Here is a 17,351-nt window from a genome sequence, read left to right as displayed (position 1 = left end):
GGTTATAAAGGCCCGGCCCGGCAAGACAATGCTCAAAGAGAGCGGTTATTAAAGTCTGTACCCACCTTGCGTGGGGAGCCAGCGCGGAAAGATGTCTCAACTTCCTGAATTCTGCCACCTTGGCTCAGAAATGCTTCGATATCTTGCTGCAACTGCGCCCGCACCCGCGCCCGGCCTGCGATCGAATGGGTATCGTCACTCTCGTTACCCCAGCGCCCGGATTGCTCCAGGTTGCTTTCGTCGAGCTCACTCATGATTATCTCCTTCAACGAAAACAGTGTTACAAGTGCGACCACCCCTCTAGGAGCCGCACTCTGCCTCGACCCGCCGCTACTGCGACACTGTCTTGGCGTCTTTATAATCTGCTTTTCATTGCAGAGCTATTAAGGATCAACACTTATTTTGTAACTTTTTGTAATCAGTCGTGGAAGCATAAGCCTAAATGGCAAAATGAAGACGTCAACGGAGCTTGCGTTGACACAAAGAATGAATAATGATTCACTAATTCCAGGGAGCCGGGATGGCTTATCGTGAAACAGAAAAAATGCGCCAGCGTAAGGCTGAGGCACGGCAGAGGATCGCGGACTGCACCTATCAGTGTGTTGCAGAAGGGGGTTTTCGCAATGCGAAAATTACTCGCATTGCACAACTAGCGGGTGTGGCCACGGGCACGATTTATCGCCACTTCGAGTCAAAAGAAGACTTGTTTGCTGAAATATTCCGACTCGCCACACAGCGTGAAGTGGACAAGGTAGCGGAAGCTCTGGCAACAGCCGGAACCACGACCACAAGGCTGGAAAAAGCACTGCGGCAGTTTGCCCAGCGCGCACTGAAAGGCCCGGTAATGGCCTGGTCACTCATTGCCGAACCGGTAGATCCAAAAGTTGAAGAGGAACGGTTGGCTTACCGGAAGGCGTACGCTGACCTGTTTGAAAAAGCGATTCGTGAAGGCATTGAAGAAGGGTGCCTTCCGGATCAGGACGCCCGACAGAGCAGCACTTGCCTGGTAGGGGCTATCGCGGAAAGTTTGGTCGGCCCGCTATCACCGACCCAAGTCGGGCAGGCAACCGCAGACAAAACTGACAACACAGACCCACTGGTCAACACTCTCATCCGCTTTTGCATACAGGGGTTGACCGGCACCAGGAGATAACGATGAGCGCGCCGCAACCCACGCACGGAACACTCACAGATAGCGATAGTAATCGCTATCTCGCGGTCACCCACGAAGTGGTCAATCAGCCGCCTGCGCTGGAAAATTACAACCTGTATGAACAGGATGTTGCGCTTCAGGAAGCCGTGCAGCGCGAGGGCGCCGAGAAGGCAAAGAACGACCTGAAAGCCTTTGGCGCTCTGGCCGGCGATTCAGCAACCATCGACCTGGGTTTTCGGGCAAATAACAACAAGCCTGTATTCAATACCCATGACCGCTTTGGGCACCGCATCGACGAAGTAGATTTTCACCCTTCATACCACGAACTGATGGGCATCGCCTTCGAAAACGGCCTACACAGCAGCCCCTGGGCGAACCCTGGCAAAGGTGCTCACGTAACCCGCGCGGCGAAATACTACATGCACTCGCAGGTCGAGGCTGCGCACTGCTGCCCGGTCACTATGACCTTTGCTGCCATTCCTTCGATCCGCAGACAACCGGATCTGGCAGCACTCTGGGAGTCCCGGGTGCTGGCCAACAGCTACGACGCCCGCAACCTTCCGGATGACAAGAAAAGCTCGGTAACCATCGGCATGGCGATGACCGAAAAACAGGGCGGCAGCGACGTACGCGCCAACAGCACACTCGCGTATCCGGTTGGAGACAAAGGTCCGGGCCAGGCTTATGAGCTGGTCGGCCACAAATGGTTTGTGTCCGCGCCCATGTGCGACGCCTTCCTGGTACTGGCTCAGGCACCCGCCGGGTTATCCTGCTTTCTGATGCCACGCTGGCGCCCGGATGGCACAAAAAACCCCTGGCAAATACAACGCCTGAAAAACAAAATGGGCAACGTAGCCAACGCCTCCAGCGAAGTGGAACTGCGTGGAGCATTGGCCTGGATGATCGGCGAAGAAGGCCGTGGCGTCCCTACCATTATCGAAATGGTCGCCATGACCCGCTTCGACTGCATGATTGGCAGCTCTGCCGGCATGCGCCAGGCCGTAGCCCAGGCTACACACCACTGCCGCCACCGTAGCGCATTCGGCAGCCGGCTCAGCGATCAGCCCCTGATGCAGAACGTGCTCGCCGATCTGGCCCTGGAAAACGAAGCCGCCCTTGCCTACACCATGCGACTCGCCCGCGCACTCGACAACCAGAGTGACGAACACGAGCGCCTGCTGGCCCGCCTCGCCACACCCGTGGGCAAATACTGGATCTGCAAACGCACGCCCAACCATGCCTACGAAGCCATGGAGTGCATCGGCGGAAGCGGCGTAATGGAAGATTGCATCATGCCCCGACTATTTCGGGAATCCCCGGTGAACGCGATCTGGGAAGGCAGCGGCAACGTCCAATGCCTGGACACTCTGCGCGCCATACAGAAAGAACCGGAAACTCTCGACGCCTTCTTCCGCGAAGCCGGCGAAGCTAAAGGTGCTGATCGCCGCTTTGACCAGTTCCTGGCACAACTTCAAAATGACTTCTCTGACATCAGCAACTTCCAGTACCGTGCCCGCAACCTGGTAGATCGGATGGCACTGGTCATGCAAGCCTCCCTGCTGCTGCGCAACGGCAACAACGCCGTGGCCGATGCCTTCTGCGCTTCCCGACTGGAATCCAGTGGCGGCATGAACTACGGCAACCTGCCCTCAGGCACCGACGCCGCGGCTATTATCAAGCGGGCGACACCTGTAGTAGGCTAGCGTACATGCCCACCAAGGCATAGCGATCCACTTGGTGGACTCCACTTGAACTGTTCAAGAGCCGACGGGGCAAGGCTGTTCAAAACTGTGCGGAGCCATGGATGGCGGAGCCCAAGCGCCACATGGATGTGCCGCAAGGAGCGTGTTTTGAACAGCCTTGCTCCGCCGGCGTCAGCACCAAAGCCGGAACATCAATGTCTGAAGCACTAAGAAAACTACTCAAAGAAGGCAACGCGCCTCAACATAACGCCACGATTACACCGCACGTAGGCGTATTAACCCTGCACTTTCAGCTCTACGGCTGCGAAGACCTCAAAGCCAAGCGCAAAGTCTTCACCCCGCTGCGGGCCATATGGGGCAAAGAACCAGACCTGGCCGTAGCTGAAACCGCCGACCTCGAAGCCCTCGAATGCGCCACCTGGACAATCGCAGCCCTAGGCACGTCCTCGCAGCTGATCACCCAGCGCCTCGACCAGGTAGAGAAAGCCATCCAGGAAAAGGTTGATGCTGCGATACTCGACATTCACCGGGAACTTCTCTGATAAAGCCCTGTGGCACAACACCGAAGCAGCCCGTATACTACGCCACCTCAGGGATGCCAGTGTGCCTGCAAGCTACAGGTAACAAGTAACCAATGCCGGAACCGACCCCCGGCTGCATCCGTTGGGCATCCGGAACCGGCCCTGCGGACAACCACTTATCGTGTGTGGTATCTATGACCGGCAAGAAAAAGACGGCCCAGGCCTCGGTTGAGGCCATGTATCGCGTGTTCACCGTGCCCGAAGCACCGGAGTCCACGCTCAGCCGTATTGACCAGAATATCTCCCGTAATCTTGCAGGTTTCCTGCAGGAGCACATTGTTGCGGTTGAGCGGGACCTTACAGACGTCGAGAGAAACTTCTCGGACTACAATATCCCCGAAAAGCCCGTATTCGTGTCCGAGCAAGCCCAGTTCCTGCTCGACAAACTGGTTGCCAACTCCGTTCATACTGCTTCACCTGCCTTTATCGGGCACATGACTTCAGCGCTGCCCTACTTCATGCTGCCGCTGTCCAAAATCATGATCGCCCTGAATCAGAACCTGGTGAAAACCGAAACATCCAAAGCGTTTACGCCCATGGAGCGCCAGGTACTCGGGATGATCCACCGGCTTGTTTACCAGGAAGACGGGGCCTTTTACCGAAAGTGGATGCACGACCCCCGCTACGCGCTGGGCGCCATGTGCTCCGGCGGCACCGTTGCCAACCTGACAGCGCTCTGGGTTGCCCGCAACCGTGCATTCCCGGCCGAAGGCAGCTTCCGCGGCCTGCATCAGGAGGGATTATTCCGCGCTCTGAAATATTACGGCTACGAGGGTGCTGCCATCGTGGTCTCCAAACGGGGCCACTATTCCCTGGGTAAAGCCGCCGACGTTTTAGGCCTTGGCCGCGATTCGCTGGTGGCTGTGGATACCGACGACAACAACCGGATACAGACGGACGCCCTTCGCGATAAATGCCTTGAACTGCAAAAGCAGAAAATCAAGATCCTGGCCATATGCGGTGTTGCCGGAACAACCGAGACCGGCAACATAGACCCGCTGGATGCGATGGCAGATACAGCGCGGGAGTTCGGCGCCCATTTTCACGTGGACGCCGCCTGGGGCGGACCAACACTGTTCTCCAGAACCTATCGCCACCTACTGCGGGGCATAGAAAAAGCAGACTCTGTGACGTTCGATGCCCACAAACAGTTGTATGTTCCCATGGGCGTAGGCCTGGTCGTATTTAAAGACCCGAGCCTGGCCAGTGCCGTTGAACACCATGCTCAATACATCATTCGCAAAGGCTCCCGGGATCTGGGCACAACGACGCTTGAGGGCTCTCGCCCCGGCATGTCAATGCTGATTCACTCAGGTCTGAAAATTCTGGCTCGCGAGGGCTATGAAATCCTGATTGATCAGGGCATTGAGAAAGCGGCCACCTTCGCCGACATGATCGACGCTCAACCAGATTTTGAACTGGTTACCCGGCCCGAGCTGAACATTCTCACCTACCGTTATTGTCCGGGTGAGGTCCAGCAGGCCCTGGCGGTGGCGAACCCGCTTCAGGCAGAGAAGCTGAATGCCTGCCTGAACACCATCACCAAGTTTGTCCAGAAAACCCAACGGGAACGCGGCAAGGCATTTGTTTCAAGAACCCGCCTGGAGCCTGCCCGTTATTACAACTTCCCGTGCATTGTTTTCCGGGTTGTTCTGGCGAACCCTTTGACTACGCCACAAATTCTGGCGGATATTCTGGAGGAACAGCGGGAGCTTTCAGGAGAAGAAGGGATTCAGGACGAGATCAGAATACTGCATCAGATGGCAGAGGCTGTGCTTAAGCAGCACCCACAGGATCAAAAACGGGCCTGATTTCTCTGATTACCTTTCGACACCGCGAGGGCAGGTGACAGGCTGCCAAAACACGCTGTAAATACATCCGTGTACGCTCGGCTCCGCCATCCATGGCTCCGCACGGTTTTGGAAGCCTGTCACCCGCCCTCGCTCAGATCCAACCTCTAACTCTGATATTCGAAGGGGGCATACTCAGTAAAGCGCCTCTTCATCATCCAGCACTTCGTGGATGATATCCAAAAACATACGATCCGCTTCACTCCACTTTTCCGGAATGCGAATGGTCGTGTTGGCGCTGATTTCCCGGGCAATCAGCTCATCGGCATCCGCCTCAGTGCGCAGCTTGCGGGCAATGTCTATGGACTTTACTGCAATCGTCGGATCGCTCAGTACCTTCTTGATAAACACTCGCAGCTCATCAATGACCTTGGCCTGACGGCTTTCAACCGGTGTACTCATACCTCACCCTCCGGGCAATTGAATTCTCGGGGGAGCATTCTCGCTCCCGCAGCATACGCACAGTATGACCAAACCCGCGCACTACAACCAGCCACTGCGTTAAATGAAAAGCCCACGCAAAGTGAAAAACAAAATAGCAGCCATAATGGCTGACGCAGGCACCGTGATAATCCAGGCTGCAGCTATGCGCACCAGATGCGACCGTTTAACCATTTCTTCTTTGTAGATCTTCTTGAGTCGCTTGCGATCGGATTTAGCCAGAGGCACCTGTTTCCTTTTCTTGGCCTGCTTGAGGAGCCGTTCCATTTCCTCAACAGACGCATTGCGGAAGTCGTCCAGAAAGGGCTTGAGACGTTCCTGATCGCCAGCGTCGCGCTCTTCCATGATTCTGTGCAACTGCGTCGCATAATTGGACTTCAGGTATTCGCGCAGGAACCCGACACCAAAAACCCCGCCAATGGCAATGTGTGTGGAGCTCACAGGCAAGCCCAGTTGCGATGCAAGAATAACCGTTAGTGCGGCCGACAAGGCAATACAGAACGCACGGGTTTTATCCAGCTCGGTAATCTCACTGCCCACAGTTCTAATCAGGCGCGGGCCAAACAGCATAAGGCCAACCGTCAAACCCAGGGCACCAATCATCATGACCCACAGAGGAATACTGGAGGCAGTGACGACTGCATCATTGGCTAATGCATCATTGATCGCCGCAAGCGGGCCAATGGCATTGGCGACATCGTTAGCACCGTGGGCGAAGCTCAGCAGAGCAGCGGCAAATACCAACGGCCAGGTGAACAGGGTATTTACCCCGCCAGCACTGTTTTCCATTGTTGCTGCCCGACGTGAAGCCAGAGAGCGCACGATAAAGAATGCAATGACCGCGGCAACCAGACCAACCAGAGAGGCCTGGAGAAAGTCTACCTTAATGATTTGCTTGACGCCTTTGATCATCAGGTAAGTGCCGAACGCCCATGCCATCATGGCAACAAGCCAGGGAACAAACGTACGAGCGGCGGGTATGACATTCTTCTGATACAGCACTGTCTTTTTAATAATAAACAGCAGCAGCGCAGCCAGGGCGCCACCGAGTACCGGAGAAATAACCCAGCTTGCAGCAATTTTGCCCATAACAGCCCAGTCTGCAATGCCCCAACCACCCGCCGCAATACCTGCGCCAAGCACACCACCTACAATGGAATGCGTAGTGGATACCGGAGCACCCATCCAGGTTGCCAGGTTCAACCAGAGAGCGCCTGCAAGAAGCGCTGCGGTCATCAACCAGACAAAGGAGCGGCTGTCTTCCAGGCTTGAGGGGTCAATGATGCCACCCTTGATGGTGGATACCACATCCCCCCCCGCAATCAGCGCACCGCCTGACTCAAAAACACCTGCAACAATAACGGCGGCACCCAGGGACAATGCTCCGGAGCCAACGGCTGGGCCAACGTTGTTCGCAACGTCGTTTGCACCTATATTAATGGCCATGTAACCGCCGATAACGGCTGCAGCCATCAGCAGAGTACTATTGGGCAACCCCTCACTGAAGGAGCCGACAACCAGCCAGACGCCCAACAGAAACAACAGGCTGAAACCGACCCGGTATCGCTCCGTAGAGTTGCTGGTAAGAAGGGTTTCCAGGAATCCGCTTGAACGGGCCATAAGAGAAAGAGTCTCAGTTGGTCTGAATGGAGAACGAACCGCTGTGTTGCGCGCAACTATAAATTTTTTGACATTAAATTGAAACAAATGTGCGACAACGGGACCTGGTCACACAACACACCTGTAAAGGATGCATACATACCAATCCCTGTCCCATAATAGCCATAAGCAGAAAACGCCTTATCAGATCACTGCGTATTCACACAGGGCCACTATGACAACACATCCCTCTTCGGGCCGCCAAACGACACACGAGCGGGAAGATGCACAGGTTTCACGCATACTGACATGGCTGTCGTTGGCAGCGATTCTGTCTCTTACCGGCATCGCCTCCCAAGCCTGGCATTCTGGTCACAGCAACCATGCATTGATTCTTTTGGCCTTTATCGTTCCAGTGTTGGCGAACATGGCCTGGTTTGCGTGCACGGGCAACCGTGATTGGCAGAAAGTTGGCTTGCTGATTATTGCCAGCGTACTGTTTACCTATCTGATCGCCTCCGGCGGCGAGAGCAACACTGGCCCTCTATGGTTCTATGTTTTCCCACCTTTGCTGTTTTTTCTGACCAACCTGAAAACGGGCACTATGATTCTGTTACTGGTTTACCTGGTGGCCATTATTATATTTCAGTTCCCCAACTTGCCTTTTGTATTTGCAGAGTACGAAAGTGACTTCAAGATCCGCTTTTTTGCCACACTCACCTTTGAGTCGATTTTTTGTTTTGTACTGGAAACAAGCAGACTGAAGGCACGTAATGAACTGCTGGACCTGGCCCAGACCCACGAACGCGCTGCAAAAACCGATGAACTCACCAACCTTTCCAACCGACGGGATATACTGAACCGGTTATCAGAAGAGTACTCTCGATACCAGCGCTCGGGGCATCACTTCTCCATTGCCCTGATTGACCTGGATCTTTTCAAAAACATCAATGATCAGTATGGCCACGATGCGGGCGACGCAGCCCTAAAACAGTTCGCAGACCTTGTGCAGACGGTGATCCGACAAACAGATGTTGCAGCTCGCTGGGGCGGTGAGGAGTTTCTGCTATTGCTACCAGATACCTCTTTGATTCCGGCGCTTACGCTGGCAGAGCGTCTGCGTAGTGAAATAGCACGAAACAACTTCAGCTTTCAGGGGCAAGAGCTACCGGTCACCATGAGCGCCGGTGTCTGCACCATAGCTCAGGCCGATTCTATCGACAGCATGCTTAGACAGGCCGACTTGCAGCTATACAATGCCAAGGAAGCGGGTCGCAACAGGATCGCGCCCCGGGTGCGAAACCAGAATACAGTGGCTGAGGGCCAACCAAGCTCTTGAGACAGCCCACAGGGGCCGTTATCATCCGGCGCTGAACGAAACTGGCCATCCGCTCTTGTAACAACAGGGATTTTCATGACAGATATTCGAATTCTGGTAGGCAGCGTCTACGGTGGCGCATTGATGACCGCGAGAGCCATCAAGCAGGCGCTGGACGCCGAAGGCTACTCCGTATCCGTTCTGGAGAACCCAGTGCTTGACGACATAACGTCTGATACCGCCCCTCTGTTGGTCTGTACATCTACCACCGGCCAGGGTGAAATCCCGGGTAACCTGCTGCCTTTTTATTCCGACTTGCGGGATCAGCTGCCCCAACAGCCGGGGCGACCTTTCGGTGTTATCGTGCTGGGCGACAGCTCCTATGGTGATACCTTTTGTGGAGCCGGCAAGCTTATGGAAGAAGCACTTTACGAAACAGCTGCCAGAAAAGTTGGCGAAACACTCTGCATAGACGCACTGGAAACCCAGGATCCTGAAACCGAAGCCCTGCCCTGGGTACGTGAGTGGGCATCCACGGTACTCGCTTGAACAAGGCTTTACGCCCGCCAGGTAACCAAAACCACATTAAAGCCGGCTCTGACAATATTTATGATAAACGGTGACCTGTGATAGAACGACTCTCGTCTCGCATGCTGGCAACCTTGCTGCTGCTTATGTCCCTGGCCTTCAGCTGCCAGAGTGCTGAGACGTTTCGTTTTCCCGAAGTAGAGCTTTTGCGCCTGTCACCCGGTGTTCAACTTTCCCCGCTTGAAGCTGCCGCTTCCGGCGACTGGCAACCGTTAGCAACGAGCAGCCCCAACTTCGGCTACACACCTGACACCGTCTGGCTCCGTTTCGACGCTCCTGACAATCTCCTGCTGGATTTGTTGGAGGTAGGCTACTCCCACCTTGATTACATTGCGTTTTACGTCATCAAAAACGGGGAGATAACTGACACACTCATTACCGGGGATCTCAATCCCTATGCTCAGCGCCCTATTCGCAACCGCCATTTTGCATTTCCCTTCAACCCGGAGAACAGCGATAATCGCCAGATTCTTCTTGAAGCTCGCTCCGCGGGCACCTTGCAGGTTCCTCTGAAATTCTGGAACACTCAGGCCTTCTTCGAACATGCCTCTGTTGAAGAGCAACTCAATGCCCTTTATTACGGCATCTTGATCACCGTTATTCTGTTTAACCTTCTGGTTTTTTTCGCGCTGCGGGAGCGTGTCTACCTCCTTTACGTGCTATCGACGCTCGGTTACCTGTTGGTTATTGGCAGCCTTAACGGCACCGCGTTCCAAGTGCTTTGGCCACATAGCCCATGGATCCAGAACCGCGCCACATTGTTCACGGTGCCTCTCGCAATCATATTCACACTGCTGTTCTCGCGATCATTTCTCAACCTCAAACGAAACGGGCCAACCCTCGACCGAATTATGCTCGGCTTTGTTGCACTGAGCGCCACTGTGTTAGCGGTAACAAGTGTGATGGAATACAGTAGCGCAATCCGTCTAACGGTCGCCGCAACCTTTCCAAGCATCCTGCTGCTTGCCATAGCCGGCCCTTTGCAGTGGGTGCGGAGAAAACCTCAGGCCGGTTATTACATCATCGCATGGGGAGCGCTGTTCTTTGGTTGCGCGATTACAGCTGCCAATAGATACGGTCTCCTTCCAAGCAATGTTCTTACGACTTACGGGATGCAAATCGGGTCTGTTATCGAAGCAACTCTGCTTGCACTGGCCCTCGCAGCACGGCTTTACCAGGAGCGTGAAGAGAAAGCAGGCGCCCGCGAGGCCGAACTTTCAGCCATGGCAGCGAGACGAGCAGCTGAACTCAAGCTGATTGAAAACGCCCTCCATAACCCTCTTACGGGCCTGCCCAACCGTGCAAGCTTCGAGATGCAGGTAAGTGACCTCATTCGCCAGGCCCCGGCCAAGAGGCACGGCATTGTCGTGATCCACCTGAACAATCTGCAGTCTGTGACCAAAACCCTGGGGCACCAGAACAGCGACCGCATACTGGAACTGGCCTCGCGGAGACTGAACCTAATCACACGCGAGCTTCCAGGCATAGTGTCTCTAGGACAGCATAACGGCAGTAATTTCTTCGTAGCCTCTCTCGATCCGGAAACCTTCGCCTGTATCGTTGACGCCGGTGTTTCGGAAGACGCCTATCAGGCAGTCATGCGCGCCGTGGAAGCCATCCGCAGCCCTGTTGACTATCTTGGGATGCAAATCCCTCTTCACGCGCAGCTCGGCATAGCTATCTCACCGGCTCATGGCACCGACGCCAACTCACTGATCCGCAGGGCATGCATAGCAGAAAGCTCAGAGCGCGCCCAGGAAAGTGGAATCGCTTATTACAAGACATCCCGGGACTCCTACAGTGCCGGACGGCTTACGATGATTTCGGGGTTACAACAAGCACTCACCAATAACGAGCTGGCCCTCTATCTACAGCCAAAACTGAACCTTCGGAACGGCCAGATTAATAGCCTTGAAACACTGATCAGGTGGCCCGATAAGGAGCAAGCAGTTCGTGCAGACGAGATCATTGTCCTGGCCGAACAGACCGGATTGATCAAACCACTGACCCGCTGGGTACTGGCACAGTCCCTGCAACTTCGCTCCCGTCTTCTCGAGGCCGGTCACCATCTCGATTTCTCAGTCAATATCTCACCCTACAACCTGCGGGAGCCGGATTTCCCATTGTTCGTGGATCAGCTTATGCGCGCTCACCCACAGCACAAAGGCAGCATTACCTTTGAAGTGACTGAAACATCGATGATGCAGGATCCGGTCAACGCACTCAAAACGCTTAACACACTGTCTGATGCGGGTATTCCGGTCTCCATTGATGACTTCGGATCCGGCTATTCATCGCTTTCTTATATCAAACAACTGCCGGCCAGCGAGATCAAAATTGACCGCTCCCTCATCACAGAGCTGGCAACCCTGGAAGAGGATCGGGTTATTGTCCAGACAACCATTGATATGTGCCACGCCCTCGGCTACCTGGTTGTTGCGGAAGGCGTCGAGGATGATGCAACTGCAGGCCTGCTGAAAGAGATGGGGTGCGATATGATTCAGGGTTACCTGGTAAGCCGCCCCCTGCCTCTTGAGCAAATACTTCGCTGGCTCGCCGAAAGGCACGAAACCAATACCTGGCATCAGACACCTGGCTAACAATAGCCTGTCAACGCTGGCGAATGAGCGCTTCCTGAGTTGTAGACGCGACCAGAACTCCCTCTTGATTAAAGAAGTTACCCCGATTAAACCCGCGAGCTGAAGACGCGCTTGGGCTGTCCTTATCGTAGAGCAGCCAGTCTTCCATGCGGAAATCCCGATGAAACCAGATGGCATGATCAAGGCTTGCGATCTGCAGCCCCTTGTTCATAAAGGAAACACCATGAGGGTTAAGAGACGTTCCCAGGAACGAGAAATCCGATGCATAGGTAAGCAGGCAACGGTGCAAAACAGGGTCATCCGGCAGGGGGCCCAGAGCGCGGATCCAGCTTTGCTTGAAGGGTGGGCGCTTTTCAGGCTGAAGCGGGTTCATCGGATTTACCGGGCGGATTTCGATGGGGCGGTCACGGGTCATGATCTGGCGCATTTTCTCTGGCACCTGCGACGCCATCAACTTGCCCCACTCCTGCTCAGAGCGCAGTGTCTCAGGATCTGGCGCGCTGGGCATTTCCGCCTGATGCTCAAAACCCTCTTCGGCAGCATGAAACGACATGGAGCCGGTCAGAATTTCCTTGCCATCCTGGCGTGCAATGACTCGGCGAACCGCAAAGCTACGACCGTCACGGACCCGCTGGACCTCGTAGTCAATAGGCATATGCTGGTTGCCCGGGCGCAGAAAATAGGCATGCATAGAATGGCAGAGACGGTTTTCAACGGTATGGCTGGCAGCCATCAGCGCCTGCCCGAGAACCTGCCCCCCGAAAACATGAGGAAATCCCAGGTCCTGACTGTCGCCCCGGTAATGATCATCGCCCGTGGGTGACAGATACAGCAGTTCCACCAATTTTTTTGTAACGTCAAGCATGCCTGCTCCTGTTGATTAGTTAGCACACGAAGGAGTTTCTACTCCAAGCGGGCGGTTTTCGCAACGTAAAGTGTCTGCAGGAAGCAGAGCCTTCAGGAATGAATAGGCGGTACAACCTTTGACAACGCCTGTTTTTCCAGTGCAAACCGGCCAGTAACCGCAAAGCCCAGCACATCGCCTTCTGCATTTTTGAAAAGGGCCTTTACATGGGTACCGTCCTGCTCCGCTTCCCACTCACCCTCAGAATCAGCAGGGGGTGGGCAGACGGCAGCCGGGCAACAGGGTGTTTTAATCATCACCGGCATGGTCCCGTAACTCACTTCAGTGCGGTCACCGGTAAGTGTTTTTGCCAAAGCGCGGGCACATGCCATGAGAGGCAGAACATAAAGCAGAACATGGCCGTCAACTTCTGCACAGTCACCCAGCGCGTAGACATCGTCAGCAGACGTTTCCAACGCCCGGTTTACCGTGATACCACGGTCTGTATCGATTCCGGCTGTGCGAGCCAGTTGCGTGCGGGGTCGCAGACCTACAGCAGAAATTACGAGATCCGCCTGCAATGTTTTACCGTTCGCCAGAAACAGCGTTACGCCCTTATCGGCCGGTTCAACCTTCTCTACCACAGTTTGCAAATGGAAACGCACACCCAGTGATTCAAGCTCAGCTTGCACCGCACTGGCGGCGACTGGCGGCAGCAGGTTCGGCATGACGGCGTCCGAGGGGGCAATCACCTCCACGTCGTAGTCACCATTACGCAGGTCATTAGCGAACTCACAACCAATAAGGCCAGCACCCATAATCGCCACACGGCTTCGTGGCTTAAGTGCTTTACGGAACACACGGTAATCTTCCAGATCATTGATCGGGAATACCCGTTCCAGTCCACTACCCGGTATTGTGAGGCGAATGACATCGGCACCCCAGGCTAGAACCAATTTGCTGTAAGACAGGCTTTCGTCTCCCAGCAGCAACCTGTGCCCTTCGGTATCTATACCGGTCACCGTGGTGTAGGTTCGCAGCTCAAGGTTCAACTGCTTCGCCATGGCCTCAGTGTCGGCCTGGGCCAGACCTTCGGCATCCTTTCCTTTGGTAAATCCAGTGGACAGCATGGGCTTGGAGTAGCTAACACCGTCGTCAGCAGTCACCATAACAATCCGGGCGCCCTTATCTTGCTTGCGGATTTCCCGGGCCAGGGAATAGCCTGCCAAACCGGTTCCAACAATTACGATGGGGGACTGTTCTGTCATAACCATGCTCCGTCCGGGTTCAGCTGATCTCAATCATTTCAAAGTCTTCTTTGCCTACACCGCAATCAGGGCAGACCCAGTCTTCGGGCACATCTTCCCACAGGGTACCTGGCTCAATACCATCCTCCGGCCAGCCTTCCGCTTCATCGTAGACCAGACCGCATACCACGCACTGCCATTTCTTCATAAACAATTTCTCCGCCACAGATTTGTGGCCGTCATATTAGTTTTCGAACAAAACCTCAAACAAACGGCGTTTACGCCGGCTTACAACGAAACCCGTCTGCCTTACCAGCTGATCTCCGAGCCTTACTACGCCATGATACCCGGCGCATCCGAATTGACCAATGCCGGTAAAGACGCACCCGCCCAGCTTTTTATGCCAATCGTCAGTATTCTCCCCCCTCCCCTCAGCCGTTCCTCTCCGGTATAATCGCCCGTTTTACGACAGGACCGCCCGTTATGCCCGATACCGTCGCCGAAATGAATCAGGTTATGGCCGAAGCTGATTGCCTGGTTGATGAACAACAGGTACAGACCGCCATAAGCAACCTGGCCGACGACATTACCGGCCGCCTTAAAGACAGCAACCCTCTGCTGCTCTGTGTAATGAACGGCGGACTGATCCTTACTGGCCAGTTATTGCCCCGGCTCAAATTTCCGGTGCAGGCAGAATACCTTCATGCCACCCGTTACCGGCAGGAAACCACAGGCGGAATTCTTGAATGGAAGCTTCAACCCGAAGCCGACATGAAAGACCGAGTTGTGCTGATCGTTGACGACATTCTGGATGAAGGCACAACCCTGTGCGCCATTGCAGATTACTGTCTGGCTCATGGAGCGAAGGAGGTCCTGACCGCCGTGCTGGTCGACAAACAACATGACCGCAAGGCACGCCCGGACCTCAAAGCAGATTTCACAGGCCTGAATGTTGAAGACCGATTCCTGTTTGGCTTTGGCATGGATTACAAAGGCTACTGGCGAAACGCTCCCGGAATTTATGCCGTCAAAGGTCTCTGATATCAAAACCCGGGCAGACAATGCCAACCTGATCATTCCGTCAACAGACTGGTACCGCTCGTTCGCAGCGGCGGGTCTCCGCAACCCTGATGTTCATGGTCCAGCGCGGTACTGGTTACAGGTGGAAGGCTCCTTTACCCGGGCTTTGCAGAAACGGTGCGCAAGCTCGTTTCATGTTGAAGTGCAGCGCGAAGGCTTTGCCACACCCACTCTTGAGGAAGCCAGGCGCCTCAAAATTCCACAGCGCCAGCATGCATGGATCCGCGAAGTACGTCTTTGCGGTGACGGAGAGCCCTGGGTTCTAGCGCGTACCGTGATCCCCCTTACCTGCCTGACCGGCGAAGGCAGGCGTCTTCTTCACCTTGGCAGCAAGCCGCTGGGCGCCTACTTGTTCAGCAGCCGTGGCTGGCAACGCGGTTCGCTTGAAACCGGGCTTTGCAATCATTCCGGCCTCACCGCTTCGGAAACCGGTTTGCCTGAAATTGCGCGCCGTTCTCTGTTCAGCAATAAAAACAGCGCGCTGCTCGTCGGCGAATACCTTCTACCGATCCTGTACCGCCAGAGCTGACAAACCAACGGGAAAACGGCGTGACTTTCACCCCTGCCCATGCACTGGCTATAATCCCTGCACTTTCATTATTCATACACTCTGTTCCAGACACCCCAAACGGATAGACTCATGCTGCCTGATGCCGTGCCAGAACACATACGGAGCCGACTTACTGATTACGCACAGCTGCTGCGAATCAACCGCCCTATCGGCACACTGCTCCTGCTCTGGCCAACCTACTGGGCACTTTGGCTTGCAGCCGACGGCAGCCCGGGTGTTGGCAACATCGTTGTCTTCACCCTGGGTGTCTTCTTCATGCGCGCCGCCGGTTGCGCCATTAACGACTTTGCCGACAGAGACTGGGACAAGCACGTAAAACGTACCAAAGACCGGCCGCTTACGACCGGCCGGGTAAATGCCTGGGAGGCAGTCGCTCTGTTTGGCGGGCTTTGCGTTATCTCGTTTCTGATGGTGGTGCTCTTCACCAACACCCTTACGCTCTACCTGTCGTTTGGCGGCGCGATACTGGCATTCATCTACCCCTTCACCAAGCGCCACACCCATCTTCCGCAACTGTTTCTAGGTGCCGCCTTCTCCTGGGCCATCCCCATGGCGTGGGCGGCCGAAGCCGGGGAACTGAGCCAGGTCACCTGGCTACTGTTCACTGCCAACGTACTCTGGACCGTTGCCTACGATACTTTCTATGCCATGGTCGACCGCGACGACGACCTCAAGGTCGGCATCAAATCCACCGCCATCCTTTTCGGCGATGCAGACCGTGTCATAATCGGCACATTGCAGGCCATGGTTGTGCTTATTCTGATCATCGTCGGCAACCGTTGTGAGCTGGGAAGCTTCTATTACCTTGGGTTGGTGGCCATGGCCTGCCTGTTTATCTACCAGCACTACCTGGCCAAAGACCGTGAGCGCGATGGCTGCTTCAAAGCCTTTCTGAATAATAACTGGGCCGGGTTTTCGGTTTTTGCCGGCCTGGTTATCGACTTGATGATCGCGTGAGAATGCCAGAAAACACGCGGCTCACAACAATGGAAAGGACAGAGCTGTCACACAGCTGTAATAATCAACCGGTGTAATAGATCAGCAACACATCATGGTCTGAAACAGGTTATCGAATATGTCTGGAAAAACCGTCCTGGTTGTCGACGACGAGCCCGCCATCCGGGAAATGATCCTCGTCGCACTGGAAATGGCTGATTATGACTGCATGGAAGCTGCAGACGCCCTTGAGGCCCATGCCCTGATTATCGACAAACAACCGGATATCATACTGCTGGACTGGATGCTCCCCGGAACCAGCGGCATCGAGCTTGCCAGGCGTCTGAAAAAAGAAGAGACCACCGCAGATATCCCCATCATCATGCTTACCGCCAAAGTCGAGGAAGACAATAAAATCCGTGGCCTGGAGGTAGGCGCTGACGATTACATCACCAAACCTTTCAGCCCCCGGGAACTTGTCGCCCGCCTGAAAGCGGTGCTTCGCCGGGCAACACCGCCTGGCATCGACAGCCCCATTGAGGTGAACGGGCTGACACTCGATCCAGCAAGCCATCGGGTTACCGCAAACGACACTTCACTTAACATAGGGCCCACAGAGTACCGCCTGTTGCAATTTTTCATGACCCACCAGGAACGTGTGTATACCCGCTCGCAGCTCCTGGATCAGGTATGGGGCGGCAACGTCTACGTTGAAGAGAGAACCGTTGATGTGCACATCCGGCGGCTCCGCAAGGCTCTGGGAGAGGGACACGACTATCTGATCCAGACGGTGAGGGGCGCCGGTTACCGCTTCTCTACCCAGCCGGTCTGACAGGACAG

The 17,351-nt window shown here is 55.0% G+C and carries 17 protein-coding genes; 11 read left to right on the top strand and 6 right to left on the bottom strand.

What is annotated here, in order from left to right:
* Positions 1-32: 32 nt before the first annotated feature.
* On the bottom strand, positions 33-254 hold the full coding sequence (locus Q4606_RS01315) for a hypothetical protein (RefSeq protein WP_303594683.1): 222 nt from the start codon (positions 252-254) through the stop codon (positions 33-35).
* Positions 255-520: 266 nt separating this feature from the next.
* On the opposite strand from Q4606_RS01315, the gene Q4606_RS01310 reads away from it, so the two are divergent.
* The 4 genes from Q4606_RS01310 (at position 521) to panP (ending at position 5,248) form a co-directional block, all read left to right on the top strand.
* On the top strand, positions 521-1,153 hold the full coding sequence (locus tag Q4606_RS01310) for a TetR/AcrR family transcriptional regulator (protein WP_303594685.1): 633 nt from the start codon (positions 521-523) through the stop codon (positions 1,151-1,153).
* A 2-nt stretch (positions 1,154-1,155) separates the two neighbouring features.
* The gene (locus Q4606_RS01305; RefSeq protein WP_303606435.1) at positions 1,156-2,856 is read left to right on the top strand and encodes an acyl-CoA dehydrogenase family protein; all 1,701 of its coding nucleotides are present in this window, start codon (positions 1,156-1,158) and stop codon (positions 2,854-2,856) included.
* 101 nt (positions 2,857-2,957) lie between these two features.
* A complete protein-coding gene (locus tag Q4606_RS01300) occupies positions 2,958-3,398 on the top strand; it encodes a DUF503 domain-containing protein (protein WP_303606434.1) in 441 nt (146 codons plus the stop codon).
* 173 nt (positions 3,399-3,571) lie between these two features.
* Positions 3,572-5,248: a pyridoxal-dependent aspartate 1-decarboxylase PanP gene (panP, locus tag Q4606_RS01295; protein WP_303595460.1), complete on the top strand. Its 1,677-nt coding sequence runs from the start codon at positions 3,572-3,574 to the stop codon at positions 5,246-5,248.
* A gap of 174 nt (positions 5,249-5,422) precedes the next feature.
* On the opposite strand, the gene Q4606_RS01290 is transcribed toward panP, so the two are convergent.
* Entirely contained in the window at positions 5,423-5,689 is a 267-nt protein-coding gene (locus Q4606_RS01290) for a hypothetical protein (RefSeq protein ID WP_303594690.1), read from the bottom strand.
* Between the two features lie 99 nt (positions 5,690-5,788).
* Entirely contained in the window at positions 5,789-7,348 is a 1,560-nt protein-coding gene (locus Q4606_RS01285; protein ID WP_303606433.1) for an inorganic phosphate transporter, read from the bottom strand.
* Positions 7,349-7,562: 214 nt separating this feature from the next.
* Between Q4606_RS01285 and Q4606_RS01280 the strand changes: the two genes are divergently transcribed.
* The 3 genes from Q4606_RS01280 (at position 7,563) to Q4606_RS01270 (ending at position 11,833) form a co-directional block, all read left to right on the top strand.
* Positions 7,563-8,666: a GGDEF domain-containing protein gene (locus Q4606_RS01280; RefSeq protein WP_303594693.1), complete on the top strand. Its 1,104-nt coding sequence runs from the start codon at positions 7,563-7,565 to the stop codon at positions 8,664-8,666.
* A 75-nt stretch (positions 8,667-8,741) separates the two neighbouring features.
* On the top strand, positions 8,742-9,194 hold the full coding sequence (locus Q4606_RS01275) for a flavodoxin (protein WP_303606432.1): 453 nt from the start codon (positions 8,742-8,744) through the stop codon (positions 9,192-9,194).
* 77 nt (positions 9,195-9,271) lie between these two features.
* Positions 9,272-11,833: an EAL domain-containing protein gene (locus tag Q4606_RS01270; protein ID WP_303594696.1), complete on the top strand. Its 2,562-nt coding sequence runs from the start codon at positions 9,272-9,274 to the stop codon at positions 11,831-11,833.
* A 10-nt stretch (positions 11,834-11,843) separates the two neighbouring features.
* On the opposite strand, the gene tesB is transcribed toward Q4606_RS01270, so the two are convergent.
* From tesB to Q4606_RS01255, 3 genes are all read right to left on the bottom strand, one after another.
* The gene (gene tesB, locus Q4606_RS01265) at positions 11,844-12,698 is read right to left on the bottom strand and encodes an acyl-CoA thioesterase II (RefSeq protein WP_303594698.1); all 855 of its coding nucleotides are present in this window, start codon (positions 12,696-12,698) and stop codon (positions 11,844-11,846) included.
* Between the two features lie 92 nt (positions 12,699-12,790).
* A complete protein-coding gene (locus Q4606_RS01260) occupies positions 12,791-13,945 on the bottom strand; it encodes an NAD(P)/FAD-dependent oxidoreductase (protein ID WP_303606431.1) in 1,155 nt (384 codons plus the stop codon).
* A 19-nt stretch (positions 13,946-13,964) separates the two neighbouring features.
* Positions 13,965-14,132: a rubredoxin gene (locus Q4606_RS01255; RefSeq protein WP_303594701.1), complete on the bottom strand. Its 168-nt coding sequence runs from the start codon at positions 14,130-14,132 to the stop codon at positions 13,965-13,967.
* 275 nt (positions 14,133-14,407) lie between these two features.
* Between Q4606_RS01255 and Q4606_RS01250 the strand changes: the two genes are divergently transcribed.
* The 4 genes from Q4606_RS01250 (at position 14,408) to phoB (ending at position 17,343) form a co-directional block, all read left to right on the top strand.
* On the top strand, positions 14,408-14,965 hold the full coding sequence (locus tag Q4606_RS01250; RefSeq protein ID WP_303606430.1) for a hypoxanthine-guanine phosphoribosyltransferase: 558 nt from the start codon (positions 14,408-14,410) through the stop codon (positions 14,963-14,965).
* Complete coding sequence (locus Q4606_RS01245; protein ID WP_303606429.1) at positions 14,946-15,533, top strand: chorismate lyase; 588 nt, start codon at positions 14,946-14,948, stop codon at positions 15,531-15,533. The genes Q4606_RS01250 and Q4606_RS01245 overlap by 20 nt, the downstream gene beginning before the upstream one ends.
* Before the next feature lie 111 nt (positions 15,534-15,644).
* On the top strand, positions 15,645-16,532 hold the full coding sequence (ubiA, locus tag Q4606_RS01240; RefSeq protein WP_303594706.1) for a 4-hydroxybenzoate octaprenyltransferase: 888 nt from the start codon (positions 15,645-15,647) through the stop codon (positions 16,530-16,532).
* A gap of 118 nt (positions 16,533-16,650) precedes the next feature.
* Entirely contained in the window at positions 16,651-17,343 is a 693-nt protein-coding gene (gene phoB, locus Q4606_RS01235; RefSeq protein WP_303594708.1) for a phosphate regulon transcriptional regulator PhoB, read from the top strand.
* Positions 17,344-17,351: the final 8 nt, after the last annotated feature.

The organism is Marinobacter sp. 1_MG-2023 (assembly GCF_030549045.1).
GTDB lineage: Bacteria > Pseudomonadota > Gammaproteobacteria > Pseudomonadales > Oleiphilaceae > Marinobacter.
The sequence above is the reverse complement of the archived record's forward strand: the minus strand, read 5'-3'. Positions and strand labels throughout refer to the sequence as shown.